We start from the raw sequence: 15,946 nt of genomic DNA on the forward strand, positions 1-15,946 counted from the left end.
GCGTCCCTTTCGCTTTGCGGCGGAAGGGGTGGGGTTCCTGGGGGGCGGCACCGGGGCTGCTTGATGGAGGTCAGGCACAGGGTTCACTTTCCTTGCCCCTGCGCAGCGCGCCAAAGGGATGCGCTGCGCAGGGTTCGCGTCTCGAATCACGGATGGGTGGTCGTGCAATCGATGGAACTGGCCGTTGCCGTGCACCACCGCATGTAGCCGGGCTTGTAGAACCTGGCGCCGGGCCAGTTGCCAAGGTCGGCCGGCGCCGGGTGGGCAGCGCCTTTCAAGAAGCTGGCCGCGTCCCTCACGTCACCTTGGCCAGTGTAGCGAGCGATATAGGGATAGGGATAGATCGGGCGGGTCAGGTCGGCGGCGAGGGCGGCGCCTTGTGGACCGGCACCTTGCTCCATGCCCGCTCCGCGCGGACGATGCACACCTGCCAGCGCTCCCGGCGCGATGCCCCGTTCGACCCAGAGCATCAACGGCTCCAGCAGGTCGCTGATCACCGGACCGTCGCCGCCTCCGCAGTGATAGACACCGGGCAGGACGTAAAACCGCGCAAAGCCATCGACCGTTTTCATGCCCATCTGGGCTTGCAGCGCCTCGTAATACAGTACCGACTGGTGCGCCATGACATTGGTGTCGGCCAGCGCCATCCAGAGGATCAGCTTGTGGCCTGCCTTTGCATAAGCGGAAAGGTCGGGATTGGTGCCGTCGTGGAGGTAACTGTACTTGGTGGTAGCCTCGAAGGTCGCGTGATCGAAGGTCAGATCCTTCAGTTTCCAGGATGCGGGTAGCGCGGGCAGGCTGTAGTGTGAGCGGATGGCCTTTTCCGTGCCCTTGCGGGCCTCCTCCTGGCCGTTGAACGGGCCATTGCCGGGAACGATCGTCGCGGTCCAGGCCAGTTCAGAGCCGGGCAGAACGCCGCCGGGCGTCAGCCTGTTCCCTTCCTTGTCGTGCGCGCCGCGGTAGATCTCCTGCGCGACGTGGATCTGGGCCGGTGTCAGGCAAGTCGCCGGATCCTGCCCGGGCTTGCATTCGATCAGGGTAATGTCGGGGTGGCAGGCGTAAGGCAGCGAGACGATACCGTCCTTCGCGCCGTCAGCTGCGTCGCACTGATCCAGCACTGCCTTGTGCAAGATCGGTAGTTTGTCAGCCGTCAGGATCGGTTCGCCGTTGGGGCCGGTGTTGGTCATGACGTTCCAGGCGGTGAACAGCCCGTTGTTGACGGTGGTGTTGATCGGCGGACAGCCGGCGCCGATACCGTCGAAGTCCAGCGGGAAGCGTTGCGCCTCGATCATCCCTTCGCGCGCCGGGTTCGAACAGGCGTTGTAATAGGAAAACCGGGGTGCCTGTCCGTAGAACTTTGCGATCAAAGCCTTGGTCGCCAGGACTTGGAGGTGCATGCCGCGATAGCCGGCGTTGACCTCGCCGCGATAATCATTTGCCAGGACGTCTTCGTTTTCGCGGCGGCCCAGATCTTGCCAGGAGACCGTCGCGAAACCGTCCAGCTTCATGCCGGATGCGGTCTGCGCCCCCGGACCTCCGCCGAACAGCAGGCGCTGGGTCCATCCGGTGGTCGGCAGATGGAGTTCGAAGTGGGCGTAATTGTCGACCGAGACCTTGATCGAGCAATAGGGGCTGGTCTGGTGATCGTCGACAAGGCTGGCGGAATCGACGTGCGTCTCGGCGCCAACCGCGTGGGAAACGTCGGTGGAGAGCAAGGCAGAGCAATCCACCAAAGGCTTCACGATTGCCAGGTCCAAAGGCTTGGCAATCGGGGGCCTCGCCGCCGCGGGCGAGGATTGATCCGAATGAGCGGCCTGGGCGAGCAGCAGCAACATGGGTGCCGCGCCTAGAATCGCCCCGAGACCGAATTTCGGCCGAAACTTCATTGTCATCTCTCCCATCGATTGCTTATCGCGCGGCGTTTGCCGGCGTGAATGTGTAGCGCCAGGACCAGCGTTGCTGCCCGCCGGGGGGCACGTGGATCGCGGTGAAAGGCTCCACCGCGACGGCATGGCGGATCGACCACAGAACGGTGCGGACCAAGGGGGTATCGGTCTGCATGGTAATGCTTGCGCCGTTGGCGCCGGTGACGCGGAACGGCCCGGGCGGTGTTTTTGCGTCGCCGGGCTGGGCGGGCAGTTGCACGCGGTCTCCCGGCTTCAGCACACCGGTATATTGGAGCGTGTCCGTATCGATGCGGGCGAGCGTGGGGGCCGAGATCGGTCCGGCGATGGAGAACGGAAAATGCACGCGCACGCCCGGCCCGGTTTCGGCATCGTCGAACCGCGCGATATTGTGGTTGTAGACCTGTGTATCTATCGGCTTGGATCCGATGTTGCGCAGTCTATGCGCAATGGTCATGATCCCGCCGGGTGAGACGCTGATCGTCTTTTCGTATTCGTAGCCGAACCCTTCAGCGTCGGGTTGAAGGCGCTGGACGAACGTGACCCGGTTCTTCGCGGGCCGCACTTTCCACTGGCCACCGTCGACGATCGCGTAGGGGCGGAAATGATCGTAGCGCTCAAGATCGGGCTTGCGCAGGCGCCCCACACCGATCTTGATGAAAGTGCCTCCGGCGGGCGCTGCATTGTAGCCGGGCACAGTCTCCCCGTCGCGGTTGGCGAACTCTTCGACAGGACCGGTAGCCGCGTTGAGCGGATTGACCACGATGCCGCCCGGCAGGTCGAGGAAATCGTGTATTTCGGGCGATACGGCGTCGAACCATGGTCCGTAGAAGCGGGAACCCTCCATGGTGACTTGCGTAACCATACCCGACCAGTCGAACCGGGTGCCTCGATAGAAGCCGTTGCGGCTATCGGGCAGGGCAATGCGAACCTCCATACCCTCGCTCGCAAGCGTCAGGCTGGGAGCGGTGTTCGGATCGGGCGCCGGTCTGGCGTTGACCGGGGGATTGTCAGGTTCCGCATGAGCTGCCGCAGTGAGCAGCAGCGTAAGTGCCAATGGGGCTAGTAATCGTGCGCCCGGCGAAATTGTTCGAGGGCGTCTATGCGGCTGGCGCGCGGCAGTCATCTCCCTTTGCCCTCCATTATCGTTCGGGGATGTATTGACGCGTTCCCGATTGTGAGCGGGCCGCGCATCGATTGCCCGACCTGTTAGGTGGTCTGCCCAAACCGAAAATGAACGAGGAGCGGGTGCGGGGGGCTGTCCGATCTCACCCCCCTTGGCTCGGCGCAGGCGCCCGGATTCGGGGAAGTATTTCACCTCGTCGGAAAAGATGGAGGTGAGGGCCAGGCGAATATCGCAGCAAGGCCGGCGCGTAACGGTATCCCGAATCGCGATGATTGCAGGACTCTCTAGGGCCCTGACTTTTATCGGTCTGTGCGCGGTTCTTATGCCCCCAGCCAAGCCCGAGCGCGAATGGTTCAGGTTCGGTTTGGGTATGTCCCCTAGCCACGAAAACAAGGGCCGGACCAAAGGGACACCTACCGATCCAGGCCAAAACGGGAGAGGCTGGAATGATGACGGAAAGCACGGTGTGCGCCCGCTAGCGCAGAGATTGCCGTCGTAACATCGAAGACGGCACAGGACACGCGCTGGCGTTCGGCCCCGCCGGACTGCCCGCAGACCTGCGCGCGGCGGAGATCATCGAAAGAATTTGCGCGAACCCGGCACTGCCGGGGCCAGCGGCGCCCGCAATCGGGAGGCGCCGTCGCCATGGCGCGCGCCCGATGGACGCGCCCGGCCATGCCGGGCAAAACGATACAGGAGGGGACATGAAGAACAGGCTATTTCATTCGGCTGCAGGCTGCGCTCTCGCCATGGCGCTCGCGCTGCCCTCGGCTGCTCGCGCGCAGGAGGCGGCCAGCGGCCAGCCCGATGCCGACCAGACGATCCAGGAAATCATCGTCACCGCCACGAAGTCCGCAACATCGGCCAACGACACACCGATCGCGCTCAGCGTCATCGGCAGCACGCAACTGGCCGAACAGGGCGTCCACGGCGCGGCCGACCTTCAGAACATCGCGCCTTCACTCAATGTCGGCAGCGCCGCGCACGGCGCCAACATCACCATTCGCGGCGTCGGTTCGACCGACACCACCAGCAAGGGCACGCAGGGCGTCAGCTTCAATATCGACGGCGTGCCGATCGGCCGCCCGCAGCTTATGAGCCTCGCGTTTCTCGATCTGGAACGCGTGGAAGTGCTGCGCGGGCCGCAGGGCACGCTTTACGGCAAGAGCAGCACGGGCGGCGCGATCAATCTCGTCACTGCCAAGCCGAAGGACGAACTGGAAGCATCCGCCAGCTTCGAACTGGGCAATTACAACACCCGCCGCGGCGAGGCGATGATCAATGTGCCGGTCACCGACTTCTTCGCGGTTCGCGCCGCTGCCGCCTTCAACAGCCGCGATGGCTTTATCAAGCCCGTACTGGGCAATCCGGGCACGCTGAAACCCGCGCGTGATCTCGACGATGAGGACAACTGGACCGCGCGCATCACCGGCAGGCTGGACTTTGGCGGTGGGTCCGACTTCATCCTGGCCGGCACCTTCGGCCACATCGGCGGCAACAACGCCACCAGCAGCGCCCTTTGGTACCGGGTGAAGGACATGAGCACCAAGGATGCGCTCAAGGTCTTCTATAATCCTTATATCGGTAGTTCGGACGACGATTTCTACAACATCACCGGCATCCTGCATGTCGACGTCGGGCCTGTACTGATGACGTACGAAGGGTCGCGCATCAAGTTCGACGCGCAGGACGTCTACAACCCTTCGGTTACCGATCCTTACGGATCGAACGGCAATCCGTCCTACTTGTGGACCGACTACCGCGCGAAAATCCGCAGCGATTCCCATGAGATCCGCTTTTCCAACTCAACCCCGGGCCGGCTCACCTGGGTTGCGGGCATGAACTATTATGCGGAGGACATTCCCGAAAAGGACATGAACTGGCAGGTGCTGATCAAGGACGGTTGCCCGCAGCCGACGCTCGATCCGGCCTGCTACGTGCCCAATCCCGGCATCGTCGGTACCACCAAGCATGAAAGCATGGGCGTGTTCGGGCAGGCGAGCTACGATGTGACCGACCTGATCCGGCTTACCGCCGGCGGCCGCTATTCGGACGATTCCGTCGCCCGGACCTACACGATCGCGGCGGGCGATGCTCCTCCGGGCGGGTGGCTGGACCAGAACGGCAACCTCTGCGGCCCGCCCAACTACTGCGTCAATGGCTCGGACAGCCGCGGCAAGCAATCGAGCAGCAAGTTCACCTGGCGCCTCGGCATCGATTTCCGCCCGGCGCCGGACCAGCTGATCTACGCCTCGATCGCCACCGGCTACAAGCAGGGCGGCTTCAACGACGTCGATCCGGTGAACGGCGGCGTCGGCAAGTATGGGCCAGAATCGCTGACCGCCTATGAGATCGGCTACAAGGGCCGCATCGCCTCCAATCTGCAATACAACACGGCGGTCTATTACTACGATTACGCCAAGTACCAGCTTACCGGATCGACCTTCCTGACGCCCAGCGTCACCGGCGGCGCCCCGGTAGTGCTGATCTATACCACCAACCCGCCTGCCAAGTTCTACGGCTGGGAGAACGAGATCGAGTGGCGGCCGACCCGCAACGATGACCTCAACCTGACTTTCGCCCTGGCGGACGGCGAGTTCGGCAAGGGCGCCAATGTCGGCTTCATCTATTCCAACCGCATCGACTGGTCGGGCAAGCGGCCGGACAGTCTGGCGACATTTTCCGGCACCGCCTCATGGGAACACCGCTTCCCGCTGGCGAGCGGCGGTTACATCAAGGCCCGCGCGGGGACCAAGTTCTCCAACGGCTATTACCTCTCCGACCTTGGCGGTCAGGGCAATCCGTTCACCGGCGAATACACCACTCTGCCGCAGCAGTACCGCCAGGGCGGCTTCACCCGTACCGACCTGACGCTGGGCTATACGTCCGAGAACGGCAAGCTCGATGTCACCGCCTTCGTGCGCAACGTGGAGAACAAGCTCCAGCTTGTCGGCGCGCCCAACGGCATGGGCACCGGCAATGACGATCAGGTCTTCGCCCGCATCGCCGATCCCCGCACTTACGGCGTCCGCCTCGGCGTGCGCTTCTGAACGCTCCCGACCTCCCAGTTGGAGCGAACTCCCCGCCGGCCCGCATCTCCCGGACCGGCGGGGCTTCTTTTTCCGACATTGAACATCCGTCTTTTCGCAGCAGCGTCGAGTGGCGGTATCTGATCCCGTTCACACTCGATTGCACGTCCGATCATACTCCGTCGTGGCACAAGCGTGTTGGGCGGGGTTTCTGGAGAGTTCCATGCCTTCTTTATTCAACGCTCGCACCCTCTGTCCGTTGGCTGGTGTGCTATCGGGCGTCGCCCTTCTGCTGGCCTCGAACGGAGCGGAAGGGCAGGATGTTCATGTTCAGCGCAACACCACGCCGCCAAGCCCCCAATCGATGGCTGGCGATTATTTTGACATTCCACAAAGCGCGCAGCTCAAGGTGCCGCTGGGCCCGCCTCCCGGGCCAAACAAGCAAGCGGATCATCGGCCAACAGAACCCGAACACGGTATCGGCCTGAAGCTCGCTGCAATCGCTGCGCAAGTTGCCGAACAATCGTGCGCACGTGATGGTTATGCGGTGACAGTCGCTGTCGCCGACGCCGCAGGAAATCTCAAGGTGGCTCTTGCGGCCGACGGGACGCGCGACAACGGAATTTACATGGCCATGCACAAGACCGCGACCGTCGTCGGGTTCAAAATGTCGACTCTCGAACTTCGGGGCAGGATCGAGAAGGATCCATCCCTGATCGCGCGTGTAACGCCCGACATGTCACTCCTCCCGGGAGGAGTGCCAATTTTTAAGGAAGGCCGGTTCCTCGGCGCAATCGCAACCAGCGGTGCTAGCGCCTACGAAGAAGAAAAATGCGCCCGCGACGGTATCGCCGCGATCCTGTCCAAAATGTGAGACCATCGTGCTTCCATTGCCCTCCGCTCGGGGGGCACCATCGGATCGGTCATCTTGTTTCCGTCCGACGGGTTCGAGCGTCGCAACCCAAACCTATGCGAAAATCACGGTGACCACCTCAACGCTCAGCACACGACCTCCCAAGGATTGGCGCTTTTTGGCGGTTCAAAAATGGCGGATTTCTGCGGTTTTTTGCGAAGTTGGTCGGGGAGACAGATCTGGCCGTGTCTGCCCATCATATTGAATCTACTATACATTTTCTGGTGCCATGCGAAGTGGCCAACAAATTCGGCCAACATTGATTGGGCTGCAGTGGGACCTATTGGGACGAGTTTTCCCAAAAGCCGACAAACTGGTCCATGCGAGCGACGGGTTGAGTCGTCTGTGGATAACTGGCGAGATCTTCGGCGAGCGCAAGCTGTTTGGCGTTTGCCGATTTCGTTCGTCGGAATGGCTGAGTCTGGCCGTAAACGGTCTGGCAGCTTTTGGATGCCGACATGGGAATAGCTGCCGTTCTGCTGCCCCTCTCTTGTGATATTTTCTCTGGGATATTCCCAATGGCAGGATCCCAGCTCAATCGGCATTTTGAGGTGGCGGTTGGTCGGAAATTGGCTGACTCCTGCCTGGTACGGATAACTATAGAGAATAGTTACCATTGCTACGGTTAGGGGGAAGGCTTGGATTTTTGACTGGGCGTATGAGTCCTTCTGAGCGCGTTGGCGAGTAACCGCTTTCAGGTCTTGTACCTGACGTCACTAGGGACATCCCTGATACCTGCGAAGGTCAAATGCGCCATGATGCGTCTTCTTTCCCAAGGATGTGAGTAGCCCCATGCCCGACATCGATCGGATCGTGTCCCCAGAGGTGGTGTAGCTTTTCTGGACCACCTTGCTTTTCGGCTTCAGCCTGAGCCGATCATGAGCCAGGTACTGCCGACAGCATGACAATAGGATTGTCGCTGAGCGGGGCCATCGTTTCAAGCGTCATGTAACGTGCGCGCTGGACGGCCCATTCGTCGGACTGTTCCATGAGGATGGCTCCGACGAGACGGGTGATGGCGGCTTCGTTTGGGAAGATCCCAACGACCTCGGTCCGCCGTTTGATTTCGCCATTGAGGCGCTCGATGGGGTTTGTGCTGTGTAGTTTGGCGCGATGCTCGCGCGGGAATGTCATGTAGGCCAACACATCGGGCTCAGCGTCGTCCATCAGCGTGGCTAGCTTGGGCAGTTTGGGCCGCACTTGGTCGGCGATCGAGCGCCACTGCTGGCTCGCAGCTTCTGGGGTTTCCTGGGCGAAGGCGGTGGCGATGAACGCGGAGACCACGCGCCTGCCGCTCTTGCCGGCATGGGCGAGTGCATTGCGCATGAAGTGGACGCGGCAGCGCTGCCAGGTCGCGCACAGCAGCTTGGAGACCGCCGCCTTAATGCCTTCGTGCGCATCGGAGATGACCAGCTTGACGCCACGCAGTCCTCGGCGCGTCAGTTTGCGCAGGAAAGCGGTCCAGAACGGCTCGGCCTCGGAAGGACCGATATCCATACCTAGCACCTCGCGGCGGCCATCGCTGTTGACGCCCACCGCGACGATCACCGCCACCGAGACGATACGCCCGTTCTGCCGCACTTTCACGTAGGTGGCGTCAATCCATAGGTACGGCCAGTCGCCTTCGATTGGGCGTTCGAGGAAGGCACCGACTTTCTCGTCGAGTTCCTCGCAAAGCCGGCTGACCTGGCTTTTCGAGATCCCATCCATACCCAGCGCCTTCACCAGGTCATCTACCGAGCGGGTGGAGATGCCCTGGATATACGCTTCCTGGATCACCGCGGTCAGCGCCCGCTCGGCCATGCGACGGGGTTCGAGGAAGCCGGGGAAGTAGCTTCCCTTCCTGAGCTTGGGGATGCGCAGTTCGACCGTCCCTGCTCGCGTCTGCCAGTCGCGCTCGCGGTAGCCGTTGCGCTGGACCAGCCTCGCCGCAGATTTCTCGCCATGGCCGGCACCGGTCAGGTTGCCGACTTCCATCTCCATCAGCCGCTCGGCGGCAAACGAGATCATCTCGCGCAGAATATCTGCATCCGGGGTCTTCTCTACCAGCGAACGCAAGTGCATCATCGGATCGGTCATCGTGATTCCTTCCGTCAAGTTTGAGCTTCGCAACCCAAACCTACCCGAAAATCACGGTGACCACCTCAGCCTTCAGCTACACCACGTCCTGGGACACGATCATCGATCGCAGCCGCCTTCCGCTTCCACGGCCGCCGTTCACTGGCAAGATCGGCAAGACCTACCAGGATTCCGAAAGCCAGTGGCCGGAACTGCCCAAGCCTCCAAAGGGTGCGCCCAACGTCCTGCTCATATTGCTCGACGATGTGGGCTTCGGACAGACGAGTTCGTTTGGCGGGCCGGTGCCAACGCCTGCTCTGGACAAGCTGGCGGGCGGCGGCTTGCGCTATACCCGGTTTCACACGACGGCGATCTGCGGACCCTCGCGCGCGGCACTGATTACAGGGCGTAACCACCACAATTGCGGCACCGGGTTCCTTTCGGAATGGGCAACGGGCTTCCCCAGCTACAACAACATGATTCCGCAATCGACCTCTACGGTCGGGCGCATCCTGAAGGAAAACGGCTACGCCACCAGCTGGTTCGGCAAGAACCACAATACGCCTGATTGGGAGAGCAGCGTCGCCGGCCCGTTCGACCGTTGGCCCACCGGCATGGGTTTCGACTATTTCTACGGCTTCATCGCTGGGGAAACCCACCAGTACTACCCGGTCCTCTTCGAGAACACCGTCGCCGTGGAGCCCGACAAGTCGCCCGAGGAAGGCTACCATTTTCAGACCGACATGACCGACCGCGCGATCAACTGGATCCGCTATTCGAAGTCGGTCGCGCCCGATAAGCCCTATTTCTGCTACTTCGCGCCGGGCGCGGCCCACGCGCCGCATCACGCGCCTGCCGAGTGGCGGGACAAGTTCAAGGGCCAGTTCGATCAGGGCTGGCAAAAGGTCCGCGAGGAAACCTACCAGCGGCAGCTCGCCGCCGGCATCATCCCGCCGGACACCGAACTGACGGCGAAGCCGGACTGGGTGCAGGACTGGGACAGCCTCTCGGCCGATGAGAAGAAGCTGTTCGCGCGGTTCATGGAGAACTTTGCAGGCTATCTCTCCTTTGCCGATCACGAATGCGGCCGTCTGATCGACGCCGTGCACGGACTGCCGGACGCGGACAACACGATCATCATCTATATCGTCGGCGATAACGGCGCGAGTTCCGAAGGCGGCATGACCGGGACCGTGAACGAGGTGATGAACCTCAACGGCATCCCCTCGTCGATCGAGGACAATCTGGCCGCTTATGACGAGATCGGCGGCCCGGATACCGAGCCGCACTATCCGCTGGGCTGGGCGTGGTGCGGCAACGCGCCGTTCCAGTGGGTGAAGCAGGTGGCCTCCCACTTCGGCGGATCGCGCAATCCGATGGTGATTTCGTGGCCGGACAAGATCAAGGACAAGGGCGGGATGCGGCCGCAGTTCTGCCACCTGATCGATATCGTGCCGACCCTGCTGGACGCTGCGGGCATTCCCGCGCCGGATTACGTCAACGGCGTCGAGCAGAAGCCGATGGACGGCGTTTCCATTCAGTCGACGTTTGCCAGCGCCGATGCCCATGCGGTTCGTGAGCGGCAGTATTTCGAGGTCTTCTCCAACCGGGCGATCTACGACAAGGGCTGGATCGCCTGCGCCCAGCACACGTTCCCGTGGCGGCAGGACTTCGCGCCGGGCCACTGGGAAAACGACACCTGGGAACTCTACAACATCGACGAGGACTTCAGCGAGGCCAAGAATCTGGCTGCCGAGCACCCGGACAAGGTGGAGGAACTGAAGCGGATCTTCGACGAGGAAGCGGAGAAATACAACGTCTACCCGCTCGACGATCGCGGGTCCGGCCGTCTGGCCGAACCCAAGCCGTCACCGGGCGGCGCGGATCCGAACCGCACCGACTTCACCTATTACGAGGGGGCTGCGCGCCTGCCGGAAACGGCATCGCCCAATACCAAGAACCGCTCGCACTCGATCAAGGTGGCCGTGGATAACGACTCCGGCAAAGCCGAAGGCGTGCTGCTGGCGGCAGGTGGAGGTTCGGCCGGGTATGCGATCTACATTCTCGATGGCAAGCCGGTGTATCATTACAACTTCTTCGAAAAGGACCGGCTGAACGTCGTGTCGAGCAAACCGCTTCCCAAGGGCAAGTCGACCATCGAAGTGGCCTTCGCCTATGACGGCGGGGGGCTGGGCAAGGGCGGCGAGGCCGTGCTGTTGCTCAATGGCGAGGAAGTAGGTCGGGGCCGCATCGAACAGACCGTCGCCGGCAGATTCGGGATCGATACTTTCGGAGTCGGCGCGGACAGCGGATCGCCGGTGTCGGACGCTTACAAGCCGCCGTTCGCCTTCAAGGGCGGCAAGATCGAGCGGGTGGATATCAAGCTCGCGGCCCGGAACCTCAGCCAGAGCGAGGAAGACGAACTGCACGAACGCTATCTGTCCTTCGCCCAGCATATCGAGTGAGCTTTCGGAACGCGCAAAGGCAATCATTCCGGCGCACCCGATTTCGGGCCGGATCGGAGATCGACATGACTCTCGTGCAGGCCATGAAATTGCTCGTGCTGCTGAGCGTGATGCTCACCGTCCTTTCCCTCGCGTTGCGGGCGAGGGCGGGGGATTTCCTGTATCTGTTCCGCGAATGGCGCCTTGGTTTGCGTGCAGTGGTCGCGATGTTCATCGTCGTGCCAGCTATTGCGATTCTCATGGCGAATGTCTTCGACTTGAAGGGCCCGGTGAAAGTTGCGCTGGTGGCGTTGGCCTTCTCGCCGGTTCCGCCTCTCTTGCCCAGGAAGCAGGCCAAGGCGGGCGGAGACGCATCGTATATCACCGGTCTTCTGGTCGCTGCGGCGTTGGCATCGCTGGTGCTGGCGCCGATCGGGCTCTCGGTGACAGGAGCGATCTACGGCGTGGAAACGCAGGTCTCCCGCAGCGGCATGGCGACCACGCTGGGGCTGACCATCGCCTTGCCGCTGCTGCTGGGCGTGCTTGGCCAGCGCGTGCTGGGTGACGCGAGGGCCGCGGCGGTCTCGGGGCCGCTCAGCAAAGTCGCAAACGTCCTGTTTGCGGTCAGCGTGCTGGCTCTGCTGGTCGCGCTGGCGCCGGCGGTGGGCAAATTGCTGGGTGATGGAACGATTGTGGCGCTGGTTGCAATGAGCCTGGTCGGTCTGGCCGCTGGCTGGTTTCTGGCTGGAGACGATCGGGACAATCAGATCGTGCTGGCGCTGGCTTCCGCTGCCCGTCACCCTGGCGTCGCGATCGGCATCGCGACGACAAGCTTCCCGGAGGCAAAGCTGGCCCCTGCCGCGATTATCCTGGCGGCGGTGGTCAATACGCTGATCGCGATCCCGTTTCTCAAGCGGTTGCACAAGAGCGAGGTTTAGCGCTGGCTCAAGTTTGCCAGTGCACTACGCGACGACAAAAGCAAAGCGTGGTCCGGTTCAGGATGAACGGACCACGCTTTGCTTTTTAGATTTCGACCTGACCTGACGGCGGGGCTTGGCCTTGGCCAGAGCCCCGCTCTTGCGCGTCTTCAGTCGGTTGGCGCTTGTTCCTTCATCCCCGCAAGAACCGCGGCCATGCCGATGCCGGTTCCCTTCTGCGATGGCGGGAAGTCATGCAAGCTCTGTACGAACCGGGCGATGGGTTCGGTCAGTTCGGGCATGATCCAGCTCTTCTCTTTCATCCAGAGGAACTGCCCGCCGGTATCAGGGCTGCGTTCGAACGGATCGGCCTTGATGTCGATCACCAGGCCGCCCGGAATCTTGGTTGCTGCGTCGAGCCACTTGTCCTTGATCGCGATGTGGATCTTCCAATCGTCGATGCGCACTGCGGTCGGTTCGGTTTCCGCGAAGAAGAAGAATTCGCGGCGTTGCGATTTGCCATCGGGCTTGGTCAGCATGTCGATCTGGTTGTAGCCATCCAGATGAACCTTGTAGTCGGTCCCGCCGATGCTCTTGCCCGCGACGAGTTGCTCCTTCACATCCGGCTCGCCCACGGCGGCCAGCAAAGTCGGCACCCAATCCTCGCTGGTCATGAACTCGCCGGTCCAGCTGTTCGCCGCGATCTTGCCCGGCCAGCGGATCAGCATGGGAACGCGGAAGCCGCCATCCCACGTCGTTCCTTTCTCGCCGCGGAACGATGCGGTGCCGGCCATTGGCCAGTGCGCCAGATTGATCCCATTATCGGAAGTCAGCAGCACGATAGTGTTATCCGCCAGCCCTTCCGCGTCGAGGGTATCGAGCAGCTTGCCCACCAGACTGTCGAGCTGCAGCACCGCATCGAAATAGGGGGTATGCCCGCTCTTGCCGAGCCATTCGGGTGACACGTGGATTTGCTGGTGCATTCGGGATGGGCAGTACCAGAGGAAGAACGGATTTCCGGCCCCCTTCTGCGCCTTGATATATTCGATTGAAGCATCGGTGAATTCGTCATCGATCGTGCCCATCCGATCGGTGGTGAGGGGGCCAAGATCCTCGATCGTCTGCTTGCCGACACGGCCCCAGCGCGGATCTTCCGTCGGATCGTCGTTATCGCTCGCGCGGGCGTGGATCATGTTGCGCGGGCGGCCGGCAAAATTCGGGTCTTTGGGAAAATCAGGCTGCTCGGGCATCTCCATCATGTTGAGGCGATAGAGAAAGCCGCGAAACTCATCGAAGCCGTGGACCGTGGGCAGGAATTCGTTGCGATCGCCCACGTGGCTCTTGCCGAACAGGGCCGTGGCATAGCCCAGATCCTTGAGCAGCGCGGCCAGCGTCACGTCTCCGTCCTGAAGGCCGACTTTGGCACCGGGCTGACCGACCGAGGTGAGACCGGTACGGATCGGATACTGACCCGTCAGGAAAGCCGCGCGCCCGGCGGTACAACTGGGCTGCGCGTAGTAGTCGGAAACCATCATGCCATCTCGGGCCAGACGGTCCATGTTGGGCGTGCTCACGGCGCCGAGGCCGCGGTGGTAGGCGGATAGGTCCATGGGAGCCATGTCATCGATCATGATCGCGACGATGTTCGGACGGGTGGAATCAGCGGCCATCACATTCTCCTGCGTTCGGCCTTGTTTCCCTCGCTGCCGACCCGAAAAACATCGGGTAAAACCTCCGGCCGGATGGAGGCGTCTCCCCATGGTGAGGCTTTGGATTGTCATTGCCGGGAAGGCTGCGGTTCGAGAAGCGTGCTCACGGCCCAGGCGTTGCCGTGACGAGAAACGCAAACATCGCTGGATATCGGGAAGCGCAGTCCTTGGCTTTCCTCACCCGGAGTTTGTCACCTTGCCGTCTGGCTATCAGCACGGGGCAGGCTTGTGCATTTGCCTGTCTCCTACACGACATTTTGCCCCGTTTTGCGGGTTGATCCCAATGATTGGTTCGAATGAAGGCGGGTAGGTTCCGGCGAGCGACTGCCAGGAGATTTCCGTCATGGTCGACACCTCGCCCCGTTCAAAGACGCCATACCTCGTCCGCCAGTTCACGCCGGCCAATCCTGGGCTGGCCAACGGTGCCGGCGTGCCCGCCAGCCTGACCAGCGAGCACTATATCGAAGCGCTGGCCCGCGTGGTCTATGTCTGGGGTCATCCACTGGTGAACACGGTGGGGCGGACCAGCACTTGGGCGCTTATGGAAGGGCACGGGCCCGGAATGGCGATGGGGCTGTTTCCCGGCTGTCCCAAGAACTGGATGGGCTATGTCGACGACTACCTGCCCGCTGCCCAGCGCAAAGTGGTAACGCCCAATAACGATACGATCTACGGTGCCTGCTTCGCCGATCTGGGCGATGAGCCGGTGGTCATCCAGACGCCGGACGATGTTCCCCAAGGCCATTACTGGACGATCCAGATCGTCGATGCCTTCACCACGGTGACGCACCAACTGGGCTCCGCATCGGCGACGCCGGCGGGCAAGTACCTGTGGGTGGGGCCCGATTGGCAGGGCAGTACACCCGAAGGGTTCGTGGATGTACTGCGCTCCCCTACGAACATCGGCGTGGCCATGGCGCGCAGCTTTGCCGCGCACACGCCGGAGGGTAAGGCCAGGGCGCGGGCGGTGCTCAACCAGATGGGGGCTTATCCGCTAAGTGCGGATGCGCCGGGCCGGCGCAAGTTCGATTGTGAGGCAAGCGCGCGTAACAAGGTCTACCCCGCTGGGCTGACCGCTGAGATGCTGGCGGCTGACCCGGATCTGCTGCGTATCCGCCCGGTCCACGGTGCGAGCTTCTGGGACGATCTGGAAAAGGCTCTGGACGCTAATCCCAAGGTTGGCCTGAACGATACAGCCATGGCGGATCAGGCGCGGACCCTCTTAGGATTGCGCCAGAGCGATCCACGCTGGAAAGCGCTGTTGGACCGCGCTGCGCTGACCGCCGATGCCGAACTCTACGAGGGGGCGCGGTACGATCAGGTGGGCACCGATGCCGGTAATGGCTGGCAGCGGCAGGAAAATGGCGGCGACTGGGGTACAGACTGGTACGGGCGGGCACTGGCGGCGGTGATCTACATCTATGTCAACCACTACCGCGAAGCGGTCTACCTGATCCGCGGAACGGATGCCGAAGGGGCGCTGCTGCAAGGCCGCTACCGCTACACGATGCGCTTCGAGAAAGGGCAACTGCCGCCGATCGATACGGCCAAAGGCGGCTTCTGGTCCCTGACCATGTACGATCGCGACTATTTCATGATGCCCGCCAGCCCCAACGGGCGGCACAACATCGGCACCGTGAACCTGGACGCAAACGAATTGGCGTTCGGCGCCGATGGGTCGCTGACGCTGGTGTTGTCGCATGAGGAGCCCGCCGATGCGGAGGGCAGGGCGAATTGGCTCCCCGCTCCCGATGACCAGTTCGCCTTGCTATTGCGCACTTACGTACCAAACGAGGCGATACTTAGCGGAAGCTATGTTCTGCCAAACGTCGAACGTATTCGCTGA

At 62.1% G+C, this 15,946-nt stretch carries 9 protein-coding genes; 5 read left to right on the top strand and 4 right to left on the bottom strand.

Features of this window, described 5'->3' with window-relative positions; translation table 11 throughout:
• Window positions 1–146 precede the first annotated feature (146 nt).
• Together ACZ1JV_RS15285 and ACZ1JV_RS15290 are read right to left on the bottom strand one after the other, a co-directional pair.
• Window positions 147–1,742, bottom strand: coding sequence for a tannase/feruloyl esterase family alpha/beta hydrolase (locus tag ACZ1JV_RS15285; protein ID WP_465152209.1), 1,596 nt, complete (start codon window positions 1,740–1,742; stop codon window positions 147–149).
• Window positions 1,743–1,908: 166 nt separating this feature from the next.
• The gene (locus tag ACZ1JV_RS15290; RefSeq protein ID WP_465152210.1) at window positions 1,909–2,961 is read right to left on the bottom strand and encodes a hypothetical protein; all 1,053 of its coding nucleotides are present in this window, start codon (window positions 2,959–2,961) and stop codon (window positions 1,909–1,911) included.
• Window positions 2,962–3,734: 773 nt separating this feature from the next.
• Between ACZ1JV_RS15290 and ACZ1JV_RS15295 the strand changes: the two genes are divergently transcribed.
• Together ACZ1JV_RS15295 and ACZ1JV_RS15300 are read left to right on the top strand one after the other, a co-directional pair.
• A complete protein-coding gene (locus ACZ1JV_RS15295) occupies window positions 3,735–6,080 on the top strand; it encodes a TonB-dependent receptor (RefSeq protein WP_465152211.1) in 2,346 nt (781 codons plus the stop codon).
• 202 nt (window positions 6,081–6,282) lie between these two features.
• A complete protein-coding gene (locus tag ACZ1JV_RS15300) occupies window positions 6,283–6,933 on the top strand; it encodes a GlcG/HbpS family heme-binding protein (RefSeq protein WP_465137952.1) in 651 nt (216 codons plus the stop codon).
• Window positions 6,934–7,848: 915 nt separating this feature from the next.
• Here the strand turns inward: ACZ1JV_RS15300 and ACZ1JV_RS15305 are convergent.
• Window positions 7,849–9,051, bottom strand: coding sequence for an IS256 family transposase (locus ACZ1JV_RS15305; RefSeq protein ID WP_465149753.1), 1,203 nt, complete (start codon window positions 9,049–9,051; stop codon window positions 7,849–7,851).
• 56 nt (window positions 9,052–9,107) lie between these two features.
• On the opposite strand from ACZ1JV_RS15305, the gene ACZ1JV_RS15310 reads away from it, so the two are divergent.
• A complete protein-coding gene (locus tag ACZ1JV_RS15310; protein WP_465152212.1) occupies window positions 9,108–11,495 on the top strand; it encodes an arylsulfatase in 2,388 nt (795 codons plus the stop codon).
• Between the two features lie 65 nt (window positions 11,496–11,560).
• Window positions 11,561–12,412 (top strand): hypothetical protein, encoded by an 852-nt coding sequence (locus tag ACZ1JV_RS15315; protein WP_465152213.1) that lies wholly within the window; start codon window positions 11,561–11,563, stop codon window positions 12,410–12,412.
• A gap of 149 nt (window positions 12,413–12,561) precedes the next feature.
• Here the strand turns inward: ACZ1JV_RS15315 and ACZ1JV_RS15320 are convergent, their stop codons facing one another.
• Complete coding sequence (locus ACZ1JV_RS15320) at window positions 12,562–14,061, bottom strand: arylsulfatase (RefSeq protein WP_465152214.1); 1,500 nt, start codon at window positions 14,059–14,061, stop codon at window positions 12,562–12,564.
• A gap of 382 nt (window positions 14,062–14,443) precedes the next feature.
• On the opposite strand from ACZ1JV_RS15320, the gene ACZ1JV_RS15325 reads away from it, so the two are divergent.
• A complete protein-coding gene (locus tag ACZ1JV_RS15325; RefSeq protein ID WP_465152215.1) occupies window positions 14,444–15,946 on the top strand; it encodes a DUF1254 domain-containing protein in 1,503 nt (500 codons plus the stop codon).

The sequence above is a fragment of the Novosphingobium sp. BL-S-19 genome, assembly GCF_055521675.1.

Bases quoted from the DNA above. Each gene is read 5' to 3' on its own strand.
- ACZ1JV_RS15315 (WP_465152213.1), top strand. From the start codon at position 11,561: ATGACTCTCGTGCAGGCCATGAAATTGCTCGTGCTGCTGAGCGTGATG.
- ACZ1JV_RS15300 (WP_465137952.1), top strand. From the start codon at position 6,283: ATGCCTTCTTTATTCAACGCTCGCACCCTCTGTCCGTTGGCTGGTGTG.
- ACZ1JV_RS15295 (WP_465152211.1), top strand. From the start codon at position 3,735: ATGAAGAACAGGCTATTTCATTCGGCTGCAGGCTGCGCTCTCGCCATG.
- ACZ1JV_RS15320 (WP_465152214.1), bottom strand. From the start codon at position 14,061: ATGGCCGCTGATTCCACCCGTCCGAACATCGTCGCGATCATGATCGAT.
- ACZ1JV_RS15305 (WP_465149753.1), bottom strand. From the start codon at position 9,051: ATGACCGATCCGATGATGCACTTGCGTTCGCTGGTAGAGAAGACCCCG.
- ACZ1JV_RS15325 (WP_465152215.1), top strand. From the start codon at position 14,444: ATGGTCGACACCTCGCCCCGTTCAAAGACGCCATACCTCGTCCGCCAG.